This window comes from Plantibacter sp. VKM Ac-2885, from assembly GCF_015351205.1.
GTDB classification, from domain to species: Bacteria; Actinomycetota; Actinomycetes; order Actinomycetales; family Microbacteriaceae; genus Plantibacter; species Plantibacter auratus.
The window spans coordinates 482,916-501,402 of the sequence record NZ_JADKSK010000002.1; the positions used below are offsets into that span (position 1 = coordinate 482,916).

11 protein-coding genes and 1 tRNA gene are annotated in these 18,487 nt (G+C 69.7%); 9 read left to right on the forward strand and 3 right to left on the reverse strand.

Annotated features, from left to right (window positions below; translation table 11 throughout):
• Positions 1-36 precede the first annotated feature (36 nt).
• The 5 genes from ITJ66_RS14870 (at position 37) to ITJ66_RS20210 (ending at position 5,608) form a co-directional block, all read left to right on the forward strand.
• Complete coding sequence (locus tag ITJ66_RS14870; RefSeq protein WP_192019034.1) at positions 37-801, forward strand: lytic transglycosylase domain-containing protein; 765 nt, start codon at positions 37-39, stop codon at positions 799-801.
• 105 nt (positions 802-906) lie between these two features.
• Positions 907-988: transfer RNA gene (locus ITJ66_RS14875), tRNA-Tyr, on the forward strand.
• 490 nt (positions 989-1,478) lie between these two features.
• Positions 1,479-2,750, forward strand: coding sequence for an HNH endonuclease signature motif containing protein (locus tag ITJ66_RS14880; RefSeq protein ID WP_194645110.1), 1,272 nt, complete (start codon positions 1,479-1,481; stop codon positions 2,748-2,750).
• 567 nt (positions 2,751-3,317) lie between these two features.
• Positions 3,318-4,145 (forward strand): inositol monophosphatase family protein, encoded by an 828-nt coding sequence (locus ITJ66_RS14885; RefSeq protein WP_194645111.1) that lies wholly within the window; start codon positions 3,318-3,320, stop codon positions 4,143-4,145.
• 260 nt (positions 4,146-4,405) lie between these two features.
• Complete coding sequence (locus tag ITJ66_RS20210) at positions 4,406-5,608, forward strand: M23 family metallopeptidase (RefSeq protein ID WP_194645112.1); 1,203 nt, start codon at positions 4,406-4,408, stop codon at positions 5,606-5,608.
• A gap of 501 nt (positions 5,609-6,109) precedes the next feature.
• Here ITJ66_RS20210 and rfbB read toward each other — a convergent pair.
• A complete protein-coding gene (gene rfbB / locus ITJ66_RS14895) occupies positions 6,110-7,108 on the reverse strand; it encodes a dTDP-glucose 4,6-dehydratase (protein ID WP_071258697.1) in 999 nt (332 codons plus the stop codon).
• Between the two features lie 55 nt (positions 7,109-7,163).
• Positions 7,164-8,900, reverse strand: coding sequence for a ubiquinone-dependent pyruvate dehydrogenase (gene poxB, locus ITJ66_RS14900; RefSeq protein WP_194645113.1), 1,737 nt, complete (start codon positions 8,898-8,900; stop codon positions 7,164-7,166).
• A 244-nt stretch (positions 8,901-9,144) separates the two neighbouring features.
• On the opposite strand from poxB, the gene ITJ66_RS14905 reads away from it, so the two are divergent.
• From ITJ66_RS14905 to treZ, 4 genes are all read left to right on the forward strand, one after another.
• Positions 9,145-10,206, forward strand: coding sequence for a serine/threonine-protein kinase (locus ITJ66_RS14905; RefSeq protein ID WP_159453425.1), 1,062 nt, complete (start codon positions 9,145-9,147; stop codon positions 10,204-10,206).
• 94 nt (positions 10,207-10,300) lie between these two features.
• Positions 10,301-12,349 (forward strand): glycogen debranching protein GlgX, encoded by a 2,049-nt coding sequence (glgX, locus tag ITJ66_RS14910; RefSeq protein ID WP_194645114.1) that lies wholly within the window; start codon positions 10,301-10,303, stop codon positions 12,347-12,349.
• The gene (gene treY, locus ITJ66_RS14915) at positions 12,346-14,700 is read left to right on the forward strand and encodes a malto-oligosyltrehalose synthase (RefSeq protein WP_194645115.1); all 2,355 of its coding nucleotides are present in this window, start codon (positions 12,346-12,348) and stop codon (positions 14,698-14,700) included. The genes glgX and treY overlap by 4 nt, the downstream gene beginning before the upstream one ends.
• Positions 14,701-14,705: 5 nt before the next feature.
• A complete protein-coding gene (gene treZ / locus ITJ66_RS14920) occupies positions 14,706-16,481 on the forward strand; it encodes a malto-oligosyltrehalose trehalohydrolase (protein WP_194645116.1) in 1,776 nt (591 codons plus the stop codon).
• A 202-nt stretch (positions 16,482-16,683) separates the two neighbouring features.
• Here treZ and ITJ66_RS14925 read toward each other — a convergent pair whose 3' ends face one another.
• The gene (locus ITJ66_RS14925; protein WP_194645117.1) at positions 16,684-18,468 is read right to left on the reverse strand and encodes a glycoside hydrolase family 13 protein; all 1,785 of its coding nucleotides are present in this window, start codon (positions 18,466-18,468) and stop codon (positions 16,684-16,686) included.
• Positions 18,469-18,487 lie beyond the last annotated feature (19 nt).

Sequence of the window (18,487 nt, forward strand, 5' to 3'; positions counted from 1 at the left end):
CGGTGTCGCTCAGGCAGGTGTGGTTGGGTGGGTGCGATGCGCAGCCCGGTGAAGCAGGACCAGCGGACCATCGTCGGACGACGAGGGGCGCTCGCCGGAGCGACCCTGGTGATCGGTGTGCTCGTGTTGAGCGGTTGCGCTCCCGAGCCGGACCCCGTCCCGTATGCGGTTCCCGTCGAGCTCCCGCCGAAGAGCGACGCCCCCGACGGCGGCGTCGCGAACGTCGACCTCGCCGATCCCCAGTGGATCACCGAAGTCGCCGAGGCGAGTGGCATCCCCGAGCGCGCCCTGCGTTCCTATGCCGGTGCCGCCATCCGCAAGGCCGAGCTGACGCCGGAGTGCGGCATCGGCTGGACGACGATCGCGGCCGTCGGGTTCGCCGAGAGCGACCACGGTCGCCACGACGGCTCGAAGCTCGGCGAGGACGGCGTCGTGACGCCGCCGATCTTCGGTGTGCCGCTGAAGGGTGGCGAGACCGAGGAGATCACCGACACCGACCAGGGGGTCATCGACGGTGATCCCGTCCACGACCGTGCCGTCGGGCCGTTCCAGTTCATTCCGCAGTCGTGGGAGAACTGGGGGACCGACGCGAGTGGTGACGGCGTGCTCGACCCGCAGAACCTCGACGACGCGGCCATGGCGGCCGCGAACTACCTCTGCCGGGCGAGTGACTACGACATGCGGACGGAGGATGGTTGGCTGACCGGGATCCGGGCGTACAACTCGTCACCCGAGTACCTTCGGCGGGTCGCCGCCGCGGCGAACGAGTACGCCGAAGCCGCGCCGTCCGACAAGCGCTGAGCGGCCCGGTGACGGATGCCGATGCTGATTTCGCGTCCGGCGGTCTGACGGCTATATTGGTCAAGCGCTTTCGGTTGGCTGTTCGAAAGTCGGTCGGGCGCGCTTGGCGAGTTACCCTAGCGGCCAAAGGGATCTGACTGTAAATCAGACGGCTCAGCCTTCGGGGGTTCGAATCCCTCACTCGCCACGGACAAATCGCCTCATCCTCCGGATGGGGCGATTTTTCGTCGTGCTGCTCGGACGGTCGTGCACCCATCCGCTCCCTGCGCTGCGCCGCACTGAGCCGGTCGAAGCGTCGAAGGACCCGCGAAGAACCCCGCCAATCCGCCTCGCCTCCGCCGGTCCCTGAGTAACCCTCTCCGGTCCCTGAGTAACCCTCTCCGGTCCCTGAGTAACCCTCTCCGGTCCCTGAGTAACCCTCTCCGGTCCCTGAGCAACCCTCTCCGGTCCCTGAGCAACCCTCTCCGGTCCCTGAGCTTGTCGAAGGGTACACGGAGAACCCCGCGAATCCGGCATGCCTCTTCCGGTCCCTGAACTTGTCGAAGGGCACACGGAAAACAACGCCAATCCGGCCGACCTTCACCGGTCCCTGAGCTTGTCGAAGGGCACACGAGCAACTTCCACAACCGGCTCGACTCAGCATCTGGAACGTCAGTGGTCCATGGTGGACTTGTTCCATGACCGAGACCACCGCCTCCGCAGTTCGAGCTGGCGACGAGTGCGCCGCGCAGCTCGCGGAGTTCTCGGATGCCTTCGCGGATATCCAGCGTCGGCGTGCTGCTCTGGACGCCGAGGAGGCTCGGCTGCTCGCTCGCTCTGCGGCCTACGCCGATGCCTTCGCAGACGTCACGGTCCCGGCGATCTTCCCGCCGGCCGGGCGCCTGGCGCTCTCGCGCCGGTCGACCTGCGCAGCGCTTGCGATGGCGACGCGCACGCCTGAGCGGACCATGCAGCGGGCGACGAACGACGCCGAGCGCCTCGTCAACGAAGCCCCAGCAGTTCTCGCCTCGCTCGAGGCGGGCCGCATCTCAGCGCGGCACGCGCAGACGATCATCGATCAACTCAGTGACGTGCCGACCGCTGGGCGGTCGGCGTTCCTCGCTGAAGTCCTGGCGGTCGCGGAAGAGTCCACCAACGCGAACCTCCGCAGGCGCGCCCGAGTGCTCCGCGAGCGCCTCCACCCCGAGTCCATCACTACCCGAGCGGCCCGCTCCGAGGCCGACCGTCGGGTCGAGTTCGAGCCCGCGGCCGATGGCATGGCTTGGGTGCATCTCTTCACCACGGCGCCCATCGCGCAGGGCATCATCGAGCGCATCGAGGCGGCCTCCGCCGAGTCGCGTCAGGTCGGCGACACCCGGACGTGCGCTCAGCTGCAGGCCGATGCCCTCGCGGCGCTCGCCCTGACCGGTGTCACTCCCGACGACGTGATGTCGAGCCCGGTGCTCCCGCACCCGATCGAGGTCCAGGAGCACATCAAACCGACCGTTCAGATCACCGTCCCGGCGCTGAGCATGGCCGGTGTCAGCGACGCTCCGGCCACCCTCGACGGCTACGGCCTCATCGACCCGGAGACCGCGGCACGTATCGCGGTGAACGCCCCAAGCTTCTCCCGCGTCCTCGTCCAACCCGAGACCGGCGCGGTGCTCTCGGTCGGGCGGAATCAGTACCGGGTCCCGGCCGACCTGCAACGCGCGGTCCGCTTGCGGGACGGCACCTGTCGGGCACCTGGGTGCGGGAGGCGCGCCAGGGCCTGCGATCTCGACCATTCGGTCGCGTGGGACGACGGCGGGACAACGGATGTCGGGAACCTCGCCTGCTTGTGTCGACATCACCACCGGATGAAGCACCTGCCCGGGTGGAACCTCGACCACGGACCCGGCGGGGTCCTCGAGTGGACGACACCCGACGGGAAGCAGTATCGGACGGAACCGGACCCCGCGCCGTTCTGACCTCCGCCGGTCCCAGAGCCTGTCGAAGGGTTTCTCGTGGGCACTTCGACAGGCTCAGTGACCGGGACAGGTGTGCCCGGAACGATGAGGCATCCTCGTGCGCACTTCGACAGGCTCAGTGACCGGAAGAGGTGTGCCCGGAAAGATGAGGGTTCCTCGTGCGCACTTCGACAGGCTCAGTGACCGGGAGGGGTGTGCCCGGGAGGCACCGGTCCCTGAGCTTGTCGAAGGGCACTCGGGGTGCGCTGCCTCAGTGACCGGGAGAGGTGTGCCCGGAACGGTGAGGGTTCCTTGTGGGCACTTCGACAGGCTCAGTGACCGGGGGAGGCGTGCCCGGGAGACACCGGTCCCTGAGCTTGTCGAAGGGCACTCGGGTTGCGCTGCCTCGGTGAGCGGGGAGAGGTGTGCCTGGAACGCTTCGGTCCCTGAGCTTGTCGAAGGGTGCTCGGGTCGCGCCGGGTCGGTTTGCGGAGGAGGTGTGCCCGGGTTCGCTTCGGTTCCTGAGCTGCACCGCACTGAGCCCGTCGACATGTCGAAGGGCGGCAGGGGTCGCCATAGGGTGGTGGGGTGAGCGGACACGAAGAACTCCTCCAGATCGCCACCGACATCGCCGCAGAGGCCGGCGAGCTGATCCTGCGCCGACGCCGTGAGGGCGTCGAGATCGCCGCGAGCAAGTCGTCGGTCGAGGACGTCGTGACCCGAGCCGACCGCGAGTCCGAGCAGTTCATCCGCGAACGCCTCATGGCAGCACGACCGGACGACGGATTCCTCGGCGAGGAGACCGGTGCGGAGGGCGGCGCGACGGGGACCTCCGGCCTGACCTGGGTCGTCGACCCCATCGACGGCACCGTCAACTACCTCTACGACATCCCGGCGTACGCCGTCAGCATCGGCGTCGTCGAAGGCGAACCGGACCCGGCCACCTGGACCGCCCTCGCCGGAGCCGTGGTGAACCCGGTCCTGGGCGAGCACTACACCGCCTCCCGCGGCGGGGGAGCACGACTGAACGGCCGCGCCCTCGAGGTCAACCGAGGCGTGGCCCCGAACGTGGCTCTCCTCGGCACCGGTTTCTCCTACACCGCCTCGCGGCGCATGGAACAGGCTGCCGTGCTCGGCGCCCTCCTCGGGACCTTCCGCGACGTCCGTCGGATCGGCTCCGCTGCACTCGACCTCTGCAGCGTCGCGTCCGGCCGTCTCGACGCCTACTACGAGAGCGGCCTGAAGCCGTGGGACCAGGTCGCAGGCGCGCTCATCGCCGCCGAGGCGGGCGCGACGGTCGCCGGCTTCGACGGTGCTCCGGCCACCACACAGCTCATCATGGCCGCCGATGCGCCGCTGCTCGCGGTCCTCGAACGGCTCCTTGTCGAGCAGGGCTTCGCGACGCCGATCGGGTGAAACTCCGTGCGCGCTGCCGCGGCTCGCGGTAACGCTCCGGCGGCGACTCGTTCATAAGAGAACTCTCATATGGCCTCTGACCAGGACTTTATCGGATAAAACCGAGCACTGCCATGGCTTTTTCAGCCTCCCGTTGCTAGCATTTATGCATTCGTTACCTTCGCGTTCCCCCGCGCGGATGGACGTCGAGACCTTCCTGCCAGCCCCATTGAAAGGCCCCCGCCCCCTTGTCACGCCATGCCAGCCCTGAGGACACCCCTGTGCTTCCCGACCCTCAGGACCCGCAGAACACGTCTGTCGAGCACGACGCTGCATCCCCGCAGACGCCGCCGCTCAGCCGCCGTGAACTCCGCGAACGTGAGCGTCAGGCGGCGGCCGCACTGGAGCACCAGGAGTCCGTGCTGCAGGACCCGACGCACGAGGCCAGCACCGACCAGGAGGAGACGGCCGCGGCCATCGACCCGGTCGACCAGATGATCGCCGAGGCGATCGACGCCGTGCACACCACCGACGTCGCCGACATCGCGCCGGTCGAGGCAGAGCCGCTCATCACCGAACCGGCCGTGGCTTCCGACACCACTCCGGCCACCGAGTCCATCACCGTGGCGGTCGACGCGTCCACGGTCGACGCCCCCCGTGCGCGCCGAGCCGCTGCACCGAAGCCGGCCTCGAAGCCCCGCGCATCGTCCCGCCCGGCTGCCGCACCGGCGTCGCCCCGCCCGACGACGATCGCGCGCAAGCGTCGCATCACCACCAAGATCTTCGCGGGTGCCGCGATGGGCTTCGTCGCCCTCATGGCCGTGGCCACCTCGGTGCCCGCCAACGCGCTGCTCACCGCTGAAGACGTCGCGACCTCGGTGGCCGAGGCCTCGCAGGCCGAGCTCGGCGACGGCAACGGGCTGAGCAACCAGGCCTCGCAGTCGCTCGACAGCGAGGGTTCGGCAGAGCTGACCTTCACCCGCGACGACTACACGACGAGCACCGTCGAGGAAGCCGCCGCCGCGATGGGTATCCGCCCGGCGAACACCTTCACCAACAACCCGAACGGGACCATCCAGTGGCCATTCGCGGTCGGGGTCACCATCGGCGACCGCTTCGGTGCCCGCGACTGCGCCGGGTGCTCCAGCGACCACCACGGCCAGGACTTCAACCCCGGCAACGGCGCGCCCATCCAGGTCATCGCCGACGGCGTCGTCCGCCACGTCGAAGACGGTGAAGGCTCGCTCGGCGTCAACGTCATCGTCGACCACACCATCAACGGCCGCCTCGTCTCGAGCGTCTACGCGCACATGCAGCACGGCTCGGTCCGCGTCGTCGAGGGGCAGGCGATCAAGGTCGGCACCATCCTCGGCCTCACCGGCAGCACGGGCATGTCCACGGGCCCGCACCTCCACTTCGAGATCCGACTCGACGGCGTCACCTGGGTCGACCCGCTCGAATGGCTCTACGCGAACGTCGACTGACGCCGCGCAACCCGAACGCTTCGACTGCCTCGCCCGACTCCGGGCGGGGCAGTCGTGTTTCACCCCGGGGACGGGTGCCCTTCGACAGGCTCAGGGACCGGGGTGGGTGTCCGAGACTGCGGATGGGGTTCTCGTGTGGTGCGGCGTACTTCCTTCGGTCACTGAGCTTGTCGAAGTGTCTACGAGGTACGCCGCCCTTCGACAGGCTCAGGGACCGGAGTTGGGGCTCAGGGACCGGTGGTGGGCGTCCGGGGTTGGGGATGGGGTCCTCGTGGTGCGGGGTACTTCCTTCGGTCACTGAGCTTGTCGAAGTGCCCACGGGGTGCGCCGCCCTTCGACAGGCTCAGGGACTGGGGCGGGGGCTCGGGGCCGGTGATGGGGCTGAGAGGGGTCGGTGGTGGGAGCTCAGGGGCCGGGTCTTGAGGCTCAAGGCGCCGGGCACGGAACGACGAAGGCCCGCCCGGCTGATGCCGGGCGGGCCTTCGTGACGGTGTCTGAGGGTTACTGACCCTGCTCCTGGTACTTCGCCTCGGTGGCGGCCTTCTGCGGCTTCCACCACGACTCGTTGTCGCGGTACCAGGCGATCGTGTCGGCGAGGCCGGCCTCGAAGTCGCTGAACGCCGGGGTCCAGCCGAGCTCCGTGCGCAGCTTCGACGAGTCGATCGCGTAGCGGAGGTCATGGCCGGGACGGTCGTTCACGTGGTCGTAGGCGTCCGCCGGCTGACCGAGCTGGGTGAGGATGAGCTCGACGACGTCCTTGTTGTTCTTCTCGCCATCGGCACCGATGAGGTACGTCTCGCCGATGACCCCCTTGTCGAGGATCGTGAGGACGGCGGACGAGTGGTCGTTCGCGTGGATCCAGTCGCGCACGTTCTCGCCCGTGCCATACAGCTTCGGGCGCTCGCCGCCGAGTACGTTCGTGATCTGGCGCGGGATGAACTTCTCCACGTGCTGGTACGGACCGTAGTTGTTGGAGCAGTTCGAGATCGTCGCCTTGACGCCGAAGGACCGCACCCACGCGCGGACGAGGAGGTCGCTGCCGGCCTTCGTGGAGGAGTACGGGCTCGACGGGTTGTACGGCGTCTGCTCGGTGAAGCGCTCCGGGTCGTCGAGCTCGAGGTCGCCGTAGACCTCGTCGGTCGAGATGTGGTGGAACCGCGTGCCGTGCTTGCGAGCCGCCTCGAGCAGCGTGTACGTGCCGATGATGTTCGTGTCGAGGAACGGGCGCGGGTCGTGGAGGGAGTTGTCGTTGTGCGACTCCGCCGCGTAGTGCACGACGGCGTCGTGACGGGCGAAGAGCTCGTCGACGAGCGTCGCGTCCTGGATGTCGCCGACGACGAGCTCGAAACGATCGGCCGGGAGGCCGTCGAGTGAGGCGCGGTTGCCCGCGTAGGTCATCTTGTCGAGGACGGTCACCGAGTGATCGGTGTTGTTCAGGACGTAGTGGACGAAGTTCGAGCCGATGAATCCGGCGCCGCCGGTAACGAGAAGTCTGGACACGGTAGACGAGTCTACCCGGCGGTCTCTGGATACCGCGGGGGAATCCGGCCGTCGCTCAGTGACCGGGCAGGATGCGGCGCAGCAGGTTCGTGTTCGCGAGGTCGAGCAGTTCGTCGCCGCGGCCCGACATGACCGTCCGGAGCGCGTACAGGGTGAACCCCTTCATCTGCTCGGCGGTGATCGTCGGCGGGATCGACAGCTCTTGTCTCGCCGTCACGACGTCGACGAGCGCTGGACCGTCGTGATCGAAGGCCCGACGGATGGCGCCCTCCAACTCGCTCGCCCGCTCGACGCGTTCGCCGTGGATCCCCATGCCCTCCGCCACACGCGAGAAGTCGGGGTTCACAAGGTCGGTGCCGAAGTTGACGAACCCGGCGGCCTTCATCTCCAGCTCCACGAAGTTGAGCGAGGAGTTGTTGATGACGATGATCTTCACGGGCAGCTTGTTCTGGGTGAGCGAGATGAGTTCGCCGAGCAGCATGGTGAGTCCGCCGTCGCCCGCGAGCGCGATGACCTGGCGGCCGGGGTGGGACGCCTGGGCTCCGAGACCGTGGGAGACGGCGTTCGCCATGCTGCCGTGGCTGAACGAGCCGATGAGTCGGCGCCGCCCGTTCATGGTGAGGTAGCGCGACGCCCAGACGACGGGGGAGCCGACGTCGGGGATGAACACGGCGTCGTCCGTCGCCAGCTGGTCGACGACCTTCGCGAGGTACTGCGGGTGGATCGCCTGGCCGTCGTGGTCCGCTGTCGCGAGGTCGTCGAGGCCCTTCCGCGAGCTGCGGTAGTGCTTGAGCGACTCCTCCAGGTGCTTGCGGTGCGTCTTGCGCTCGAGCTTCGGCAGCAGCGCCTCGAGCGTGTCCCGGACGGTCCCGACGAGCGGCAGGTCGACCGGGTGACGCCGGCCGATCTGCTCACCGCGGATGTCGACCTGGATGACGGTCGCGTGCTCGGGGAAGAACTGCGGATAGGGGAAGTCGGTGCCCAGCATGAGGAGGACGTCGCACGAGAGCATGGCGTGGTAGCCGCTGGCGAATCCGAGGAGGCCGGTCATGCCGACGTCGAACGGGTTGTCGTACTCGACGTGCTCCTTGCCGCGCAGGGCGTGGACGATGGGGGCGCCGAGCGCGTCCGCGGTCGCGATGAGCTGCTCGTGCGCTCCGGCGACTCCGGCTCCGGCAAGGATGGTGACCCGCTTGCCGCCGTTGAGCAGGCGAGCGGCCTCGTCGAGTTCGTGCTCCGACGGCAGGATCCGGGGTCGCGTCGCCCGGATGGCGGCGACGTGCTCCGAGACCGCGTGCTGGAGCATGACGTCGCCCGGGACGACCACGACGGCCACGCCGCGGCGCTCGACCGCGGTGCGCATCGCGATCTCGAGCACCCGCGGCAGTTGCTCCGGCTGGGAGACGAGTTCCACGTAGACGCTGCACTCACGGAACAGCTCCTGCGGGTGGGTCTCCTGGAAGTAGGTGGTCCCGATCTCGGAGCTCGGGATGTGGGCGGCGATCGCGAGCACCGGTACCCGTGAGCGGTTCGCGTCGAAGAGGCCGTTGATGAGGTGCAGGTTGCCGGGGCCGCAGCTCGCCGCGACGACCGCCAGCTCGCCGGTCAGCTCCGCTTCCGCCGCCGCGGCGAAGGCGGCCGCCTCCTCGTGGCGCACGTGCACCCAGTCGATGCCGCCGGAGGAGCGGAGAGCATCGGTGAAGCCGTTCAGGGAGTCGCCGGGGAGGCCGTAGACGCGTTGTACACCGCTGGCCTGGAGGGTGGCGACGACGGTTTCAGCGACAGTGGACATGGGTGCTCCTCGCAGCAGACGACTCGGCCCGGGTTCCCCGGCCCTCTCCATGGTCCTCGTCGCGGTTCGGGGCCCGCAAGGGAGCATCGGGGTCTTGCAGACGCCTACCAGGTGCGCTAGCCGTTCTCAACACTCCGACACGAATCCGCCTGAACGACGAACGCCTTGTAACGTGGTTGCTGGAACAGCCTGCCGAGAACACGGTGGCGCGGCCAACATCGACTGCACCGTGAAGGGGGCGGCCGTGAGCGACTCCCTGCACCGACCGCCGGCACACGCCGGATCGATCACCGATCCAGCTGCGATGTTCACCGAGCACACCGAGACGGTCGTCACCGGCGTCAGCCTGTCGAACGGGCGTTACAGCATCGGTGAGCAGCTCGGCTCCGGCGGGTCCGCCAACGTCTACCGCGCACGCGACGAGCTGCTCTCGCGCCCCGTCGCCGTGAAGCTCTTCCGCGACGAGGCCGCGACCGCGAACGACCGGCTGCGTCAGGAGCGGGAGATCCGTCTGCTCGGGGAACTCCGCCACCCGGGCCTCGTCGAGCTCTACGACTCCGGTTCCGTCGTCCACCGCGGCGTCGAGCACCGGTTCCTCGTCATGGAGTACATCCCGGGCGCCACGCTCACCGACAAGCTGCAGGCCGGCCCGATGCTCCCGCGTGACGCAGCCGCCCTCGGTGCGCAGGTCGCCGACGCGCTGTCCTTCATCCACACGCGGTCGATCGTGCACCGCGACATCAAGCCCGACAACATGCTCTTCAGCGACATCGCCGCGTTCGGCCACGCGAACCTCGTGAAGCTGTCCGACTTCGGGATCGCGCACTTCGTGGGCGGGTCGCGCCTCACGAACACCGAGGCCATCTCCGGCACGGCGTCCTACCTCTCGCCCGAGCAGGCGCTCGGCGACACCGTCGGCACCGAGACGGACATCTACTCGCTCGGACTCGTCCTGCTCGAGGCCGTCACCGGGCGCCGGGAGTTCGACGGCGGTCTCGTCGAGGCCGCCATCGCACGCCTGCACCGTGACCCGGTGATCCCGCCCGAGCTCCCCGCCGCCTGGCACCCGCTGCTGCGGTCGATGACCGCCCGCAAGCCGGAGGACCGACCCGCCGCCCACGAGGTCGCGGCCAGCCTGCGCGAGATCTGGTCGGAGTCGCGCGTGCGCCGGGTCCGTCGGGTGCGTGCACGGCTCGGTCTCGTCGTCGACCAGGGCGTCGACCCGCGGATCGCGTTGCTCCTCGCCGCCGCGACGGCCGCTGCGGGGCTCGCCATCGGTGTCGCGATCGGCATCTTCGCGTTCTGATCGGCCCATTACCACGTTTCGTCCGGAACCGGGGAAGTCATCCGGCCGGTGTACCGTCTCAACAACGATCGATCCCTTCGAGTGAAAGGGCGCCATGACGCTCTCGACCCCCTATCCGCTCGGCGTCACCCTTCGGGGCGATGGTGCGAACGTCGCCATCTACTCGGAGACCGCCGACGCCGTCACCGTGTGCATCTTCCCCGAGGGCGGGGAGGAGCAGCAGACGCGCCTCGAACAGCGCACCGGACACGTGTTCCACGGACTGGTGGAGGGCCTCGTCCCCGGGACGCGGTACGGCATCCGCGTCGACGGCCCCTGGGACCCGGCGAACGGTCTCCGCCACAACCCGGCGAAGGTGCTGCTCGACCCGCACGCGACGGCGGTCACGGGGCGCTACGACCTCGGCCAGGCGCAGTTCAGCCACCGCCTCGACGCTCCGGAGACGATGGACGACACCGACTCCGCAGGCCACGTCGCGCTCGGTGTGGTCACCGACCCGTCCTCGTTCGACTGGGACGCCGACGGCCAGGACGTCGCTCCGCGCATCCCGCTCGCCGAGACGATCGTGTACGAGGTCCACGTGAAGGGCTTCACCAAGCAGCTCGCCGAGGTGCCCGAGGAGATCCGCGGCACCTACGCCGGCCTCGCCCACCCGGCAGCCATCCGCTACCTCACCGACCTCGGCGTGACCGCGGTCGAACTCCTCCCGGTGCACCAGTTCGTGCAGGACAGCCACCTCGAGGAGAAGGGGCTCCGCAACTACTGGGGCTACAACTCCATCGGCTTCTTCGCCCCGCACGGCGAGTACGCGGCCGCCGGCGACACCGGTGGGCAGGTCGACGAGTTCAAGGCCATGGTCAAGGCGATGCACGCCGCCGGCCTCGAGGTCATCCTCGACGTCGTCTACAACCACACGGCCGAGGGCAACCACATGGGCCCGACCCTGTCGTTCAAGGGCATCGACAACGCGGCCTACTACCGTCTCGTCGACGAGGACCGCGAGCACTACTTCGACACCACGGGCACGGGCAACAGCGTCAACGTCGGCCACCCCGCGGCGCTCGGCCTCATCATGGACTCCCTGCGCTACTGGGTGACCGAGATGCACGTCGACGGCTTCCGCTTCGACCTCGCGACGACGCTGACCCGCCAGGACGGTTCCGCCGAGATCCACAGTGCGTTCCTCTCGCTCATCGAGCAGGACCCGGTGCTCGCCCCGATCAAGATGATCGCCGAGCCGTGGGACACCGCCGGCTACCAGGTCGGTGGCTTCCCCGCGAGCTGGTCCGAGTGGAACGGGAAGTTCCGCGACGACGTCCGCGACTTCTGGAACGGCGCCGACAGCGTGCTCGGCACCATGTCGCAGCGCGTCCTCGGCAGCCCGGACGTCTACGAGGCGTCCCGGCGCTCGCCGCTGTCCAGCGTCAACTTCGTCACCGCGCACGACGGCTTCACCCTCGCCGACCTCACGGCGTACTCGATGAAGCACAACGCGGCGAACGGCGAGGACAACAACGACGGCGAGAGCGACAACCGCTCCAGCAACAACGGCGCGGAGGGCCCGACGGACGACCCCGCCGTGAACGCGCGCCGCGACCGCCAGCGTCGCAACTTCCTCGCGACGGTCCTGCTGTCGGCCGGTGTCCCGATGATCCTCGGCGGCGACGAGATCGCCCGCACCCAGGGCGGCAACAACAACGCCTACTGCCAGGACAACGAGGTGTCGTGGTTCGACTGGGAGCACGCCGACCACGACCTCCTCGGCTTCACGAAGCGTCTGATCGCCCTGCGCCGAGCCGAGCCGGCGCTGCGACCCGACTGGTTCCGCCAGGGGCCGGGCTCCAAGGCCGACGACCGGGTCTTCATCACCCGGTCCGACGACGAGCCCTTCGCCGACGAGGACTGGGACAACCCCGACGCCCGCTCGATCACCTTCGTGTTCCGGCACGCCGGATCGGCTTCGTTCGCCCTGCTGCTCAACGCGGCCGAGAACGGTGTCGAGTTCAGCCTGCCGAAGGCTCCCGGCCTGCCGTGGACGCTCGTCGAGTCGAGCGACCCGGAGCAGATGCTCGCCGAGGGGTCGACGACGGTGATCGTGCAGGGGACCTCCTTCACCCTCCTGCGATCGGGGGTCGCATCATGACCGACGTGTCCGGCGGCGGGCCACAGCGTTCCGCCGTGCCCGTCTCGACCTACCGCCTCCAGCTGACCGCCGACTTCTGGCTGCAGGACGCCGCGGCGCTCGTCGACTACCTCCAGGCCCTCGGTGCCGACTGGGTCTACCTGTCGCCGATCCTCCGAGCTGAACCCGGATCCACCCACGGCTACGACGTCGTCGACCACACCGAGGTCGACCCGGAACGCGGCGGTGCCGAGGGGCTCACGGCGCTCGCCGAAGCAGCCCATGCGGCTGGCCTCGGCGTCCTCATCGACACCGTCCCGAACCACATGGGCGTCGCGACACCGATTGAGAACGCCTGGTGGTGGGACCTGCTCCAGCACGGTCGGGATGCAGCGCACGCGGCCGCGTTCGACGTCGACTGGGAGGCCGGCGACGGTCGGATCCGCGTGCCGATCCTCGGCGACGACGAGGAAGGCCGCAGCGCGCTCGACGACCTCAGTATCGAGGACGGCGAACTGCGCTACTTCGACCACCGACTGCCCATCGCTCCCGGGACGGCCGACGACGATGCGAGCCCGCGCGAGGTCCACGACCGGCAGCACTACGAACTCGTCAACTGGCGCCGCGCCGACAGCGAGCTGAACTACCGACGGTTCTTCGCCGTCAACACGCTCGCCGCGATCCGCGTCGAGGACCCGGCGGTCTTCGACGGCTCGCACGTCGAGATCGGTCGCTGGTTCGACGACGGCCTCGCCGACGGGATCCGCGTGGACCACCCGGACGGACTCCTCGACCCCGGTGCCTACCTTGATCGACTGTCCGAGCGCATCGGTGGAGCACCCATCTGGGTGGAGAAGATCCTCGAGGGCGAAGAGGACCTGCCGGCCGAGTGGGCCACGCTCGGGACCACCGGCTACGACGCCCTGGGCGACGTCGACCGCGTGCTCGTCGACCCGACCGGTCTGCCGACGCTCGGTCAGCTCGCGGGGGTCGAGCTGACGCGCGACGCCTGGGACGACCTCGTGCACACCACCAAGCGGGGCATCGCCGACGGGATCCTTGGGTCCGAGGTCCGCCGCCTCGCCAGGCTCGTCCCCGAGGTGCCGGACGCCGTCGACGCGCTCGCCGAGATCCTCACCGCGTTCCCCGTCTACCGCTCCTACCTGCCGCTCGGCGACGAATACCTGGACGCCGCACTCGACGAGGCGGAGACGCGCCGGCCGGACCTCGCCGACGCCTTCGCCGCGCTGGCTCCGCGCCTGCGCAGCTCGACCGATCCGCTCGCCGCGCGCTTCCAGCAGACCTCGGGCATGGTGATGGCGAAGGGCGTCGAGGACACCGCGTTCTACCGCTACACGGCGCTCACCTCGCTGACCGAGGTCGGCGGAGACCCCGCCGAGACCGACATCAGCGTCGCCGAGTTCCACCACCGCCAGGCACGGCGGCAGGCGGAGTGGCCGTCCTCGATGACGACGCTCAGCACGCACGACACGAAGCGCAGCGAGGACGTCCGCGCCCGCATCGACGCCCTGAGCGAGGTCGCGGACCGGTGGGCGGAGCACGCCGTCGCCCTCCACACGTCGAACGGCTTCCCCGACCGGCAGCTCGAGCAGTTGGTCTGGCAGGCGGCCGTCGGTGCGTGGCCGATCGAACGCGAGCGACTGCACGCCTACGTCGAGAAGGCCGCCCGTGAGGCCGGCGATTCGACCACCTGGACCGCACCGGACGAGACGTTCGAGGCCGCCCTGCATGCGGCGGTCGACGGACTGTACGACAGCCGTCGTGCGAACGCCGCGCTGCTCGACGCCGTCGCGGACGTCGAGGCGGCCGGATGGTCGAACAGCCTGGTCGCCAAGGCGATCCAGCTGACGATGCCGGGCGTGCCGGACGTGTACCAGGGCAGCGAGCTCTGGGACCGATCGCTCGTGGACCCCGACAACCGTCGCCCGGTCGACTACGCCGAGCGTCGCGCGGTGCTCGCCCGTCTCGACGAGGGTTGGCTGCCGCCGGTCGACGCGGACGGAGCGGCGAAGCTCCTCGTGACCAGCCGGCTCCTCCGCCTGCGACGGGAGCACCCGTCGCGGTTCGCCGAGTACACCCCCATCGGGGCGGACGGACCGGCCGCCGACCACGTCGTCGCGTTCTCACGCGGTGGCGTGACCACGGTCGCGACCCGGCTCTCGCTCCGGCTCGCGGAGCACGGCGGATGGAAGTCGACCACGGTGACCCTGCCGGAAGGCCGGCTCGTCGACGTGCTGACCGGCCGTGAGTTGCAGGGTGGCGAGGTCCGTCTCGCGGCGCTGCTGGAGCAGTATCCCGTCGCCGTCCTGACACGGCCCGACGATGCGGCCGAGGCCGCGAGCGAGGAGTGAGCACGATGACGACCAGCACCACGAGTCCGGCTGACGGGTTCCGCGTCTGGGCACCCGAGGCTCAGCGCGTCGACCTCGTCCTGGACGGTGAGCAGCACCCGATGGACCGCGACGTCGCCGAGGGGTGGTGGATCGCGCTCGACGGTGCCGAGCCACGCGCGGCGGTCGTCGACAGCGACTACCGCTACCTCGTCGACGGTGAGGGTCCGTTCGCCGATCCGCGCTCGCGTCGGCAGCCGGAGGGCGTCCACGGCCCGTCGCGCGTCGTCGCATCCGACCCCGTGCCGTGCGACGGGACCGGCTGGCGGGGTCGCTCCCTCATCGGTGCCGTGCTCTACGAACTCCACATCGGCACCTTCACCGAGGCGGCCACTTTCGACGGGGCGATCGAACGCCTCGACGAGCTGGTCGAGCTGGGCGTCGACGCCGTCGAGATCCTGCCGGTCAACGCGTTCAACGGTGTCTGGAACTGGGGCTATGACGGCGTCTTCTGGTCGGCGGTCCACGAGGCCTACGGCGGACCGGACGGCTACCGTCGCTTCGTCGCCGCGTGTCACGAGCGCGGGCTCGCCGTCATCCAGGACGTCGTGTACAACCACCTCGGTCCCTCCGGCAACGTCCTGCCCCGCTTCGGCCCGTACCTCGCGGACGGCGCCGGCAACACCTGGGGCGACAGCCTCAACCTCGACGGGCCGGACTCCGACGAGGTGCGTCGGTACATCATCGACAGCGCACTGCTGTGGTTCGAGGAGTATGGCGTCGACGGCCTGCGCCTCGACGCCGTCCATGCCCTGCACGACACCCGTGCGATCCACCTCCTCGAGGAACTCGACGCCGCGGTCGATGCGCTCAGCGCCGACCTCGGCCGACCGTTCACGCTGATCGCCGAGTCGGATCTGAACGACCCGAAGCTCATCACGCCCCGGGGCCCCGGCGGTGCTGGCGGGTACGGTCTCGACGCGCAGTGGAGCGACGACTTCCACCACGCCCTCCATGTCGCGCTCACCGGCGAGGTGTCCGGCTACTACGCCGACTTCGCGCCGCTCGGTGCACTCGGCAAGGTCATGGAGGAGGGGTTCTTCCACAACGGCACCTGGTCGAGCTTCCGCAAGCGCCACCACGGCCGCCGCATCGACCTCGAACGGACGCCGAGCTGGCGGCTCGTCGTCTCCGACCAGAACCACGACCAGATCGGGAACCGCGCCACGGGCGACCGGCTGGCCGCGACCCTCGACGACGGGCAGCTCGCCATCGCGGCCGCCGTCACGCTGCTCGGGCCGTTCACCCCGATGCTGTTCATGGGGGAGGAGTGGGCCGCCTCGACGCCCTGGCAGTTCTTCACCTCGCACCCGGAGCCCGAGCTCGGTGAGGCGACGGCGAAGGGCCGGATCGCCGAGTTCGCCCGGATGGGTTGGAACGAGGCCGACGTGCCGGATCCCCAGGATCCCGAGACCTACCGTCGGTCGGTGCTCGACTGGTCGGAGCGATCCCGTGGTCGGCACGCGACGCTGCTGACCTGGTACCGACGGGTCATCGAGTTGCGGCGGACGGTCCCGGCGTTCACCGATCCGGCGTTCGCCGACACGACCGCGATCGTCGACGAGGCGACCGGCTCCTTCGTCCTGCGTCGAGGCTCGGCGACCCTGGCGGTCAACTTCGGGACGGAGCCGGTCGAGCTCGCACTGCGGGTCGGCGAACTCCTCGACAGCTTCGGTGAGGTCGTCACGACGGACGGATCACTCCGGCTCGGCGCCCACGCGGTCGCGATCCTCCACCACTGACCTGACGGCCCTCGGGCCAGCGCGGTGCGCTGGCCCGAGCGCGGGTCTACGGCGTGAGCGCGCCCCTCCAGAGGGGCGCGCTCACTCGCACGCCCCGCGGCGGGGCCGATTCCGGCGCGCTCACGTCAGCGCACCGCGCCGGCGCCGAAACGCCCGCGGTCACGTCGGCGCACCGCGCTGGCACACCGGCCCGCGGAGTGTCTCAGGCGACGGGCAGGGTCGAGGGCGTCGTGAACCAGACCGTCGTGTCGCCGTGGATGGTCCTGCCGTCGAAGGGTCCGCTCGCGACGAGCACGGCCGAGTCCGCGAGCGACGAGGGCACGGCGATGTCGTCGGCACCGGTGTTCGCGACGACCGTGACCGCGCCGTTGGTCAGCGCGAGAATGGTGTCGGGTGCCCCTTCGATCCAGGCGATCGAACCGAGTCCCAGCGTATGCTCGCGGCGCAGGCGGAGCAGCGTGCGGTACAGCTCCAGCGTCGAACCGGGGATGCCGGCCTGTGCGTCGCGCGAGTAGTCGTTCCAGTCGTCGGGCTGCGGCAGCCAGGACGCACCGGTCGTGTTGAAGCCGTACGCGGGGTGCCCGGCCTCCCACGGGATCGGCACGCGGCAGCCGTCGCGGCCGTACCGTTCGTGGTTCGTTCGGAACCAGGTCGGATCCTGTCGGGCGTCGTCCGGCAGGTCGATGACCTCGGGAAGTCCGAGTTCCTCGCCCTGGTAGAGGTACGCCCCACCGGGCAGGCTCAGCATGAGGGCGGTCGCCGCCCTGGCCCGCTGCAACCCGAGGGCCCGGTCCGGCTGGCCGGGGGTGTTCGGACCGACGCCGTAGCCCTGGGGGTTCTCCTCCGTGAGCGCGAGGCGGGACGCGTGCCGCACGACGTCGTGGTTGGACAGCACCCACGTGCTCGGAGCACCGACCTGCGCGAACGCCCGCAGCGACTCGCCGATGACCGCCTTGAGGTCCGCCGCGTTCCACGGGGTCTCGAGGTACGGGAAGTTGAACGCCTGCTGCATCTCGTCGGGGCGCACCCACAGGGCCATCTTGTCGAGCGGGTCGACCCAGGCCTCGGCGCACAGCACGCGGTCGCCGTCGTACGTCTCCAGGAGCTCGTGCCAGTCGCGGTAGATCTCGTGCACGCCGTCCTGACCCCAGTAGGGCGCGGTCTCCGGCCACGAGGCGGGCCCCGTGCTGATGCCGGGTTCGAGCGCGACGCCCGCCGAGGCGCCACCCATGCTGCCGCCCTCGGCCGGTGGGGTGTAGTCGGGCAGGCCGTCGGCCTTGATCATGCCGTGCGCCACGTCGACGCGGAACCCGTCGACGCCGCGGTCGAGCCAGAACCGGAGGACGTCGCGGAACTGCTCGCGGACCCACGGGTTCGTCCAGTCGAAGTCGGGCTGCGAGGAGTCGAAGATGTGCAGGTACCACTGGCCAGGCGCGCCGTCGGCCTCGGTGACGCGCGTCCAGGCCGGACCGCCGAAGACGGACTCCCAGTTGTTGGGGGCGATCTCGCCGTGCTCGCCCTTGCCGTCGCGGAACATGTACCGGGCGCGCTCCGCCGAGCCGGGCCCGGCCGCGAGGGCTTCCTGGAACCAGCGGTGGGCGCTCGAGGAGTGGTTGGGGACGAGGTCGACGATGACGCGGATGCCGGCAGCGTGCGCGGCGGCGGTCATCGCGTCGAAGTCGGCGAGCGTGCCGAAGATGGGGTCGACGTCGCAGTAATCGGCGACGTCGTAACCGGCGTCCTTCTGCGGGCTCGTCATGAACGGGGACAGCCAGATGGCGTCGACGCCGAGCTCCTGCAGGGCGCCGAGGCGGGAGGTGATCCCGGGCAGGTCGCCGAGGCCGTCGCCGTTCGCGTCCGCGAAGGATCGCGGGTAGATCTGGTAGATGACGGCGGAGCGCCACCACTCCGAACCGGGGGTGGAGCCTCCTGCGGGGGAGGCATGCTGAGCTGCGGTCGCCGACGTGGTCGGGAGGGCGGAGTCCATGTCGCTACCCTAGGCCATT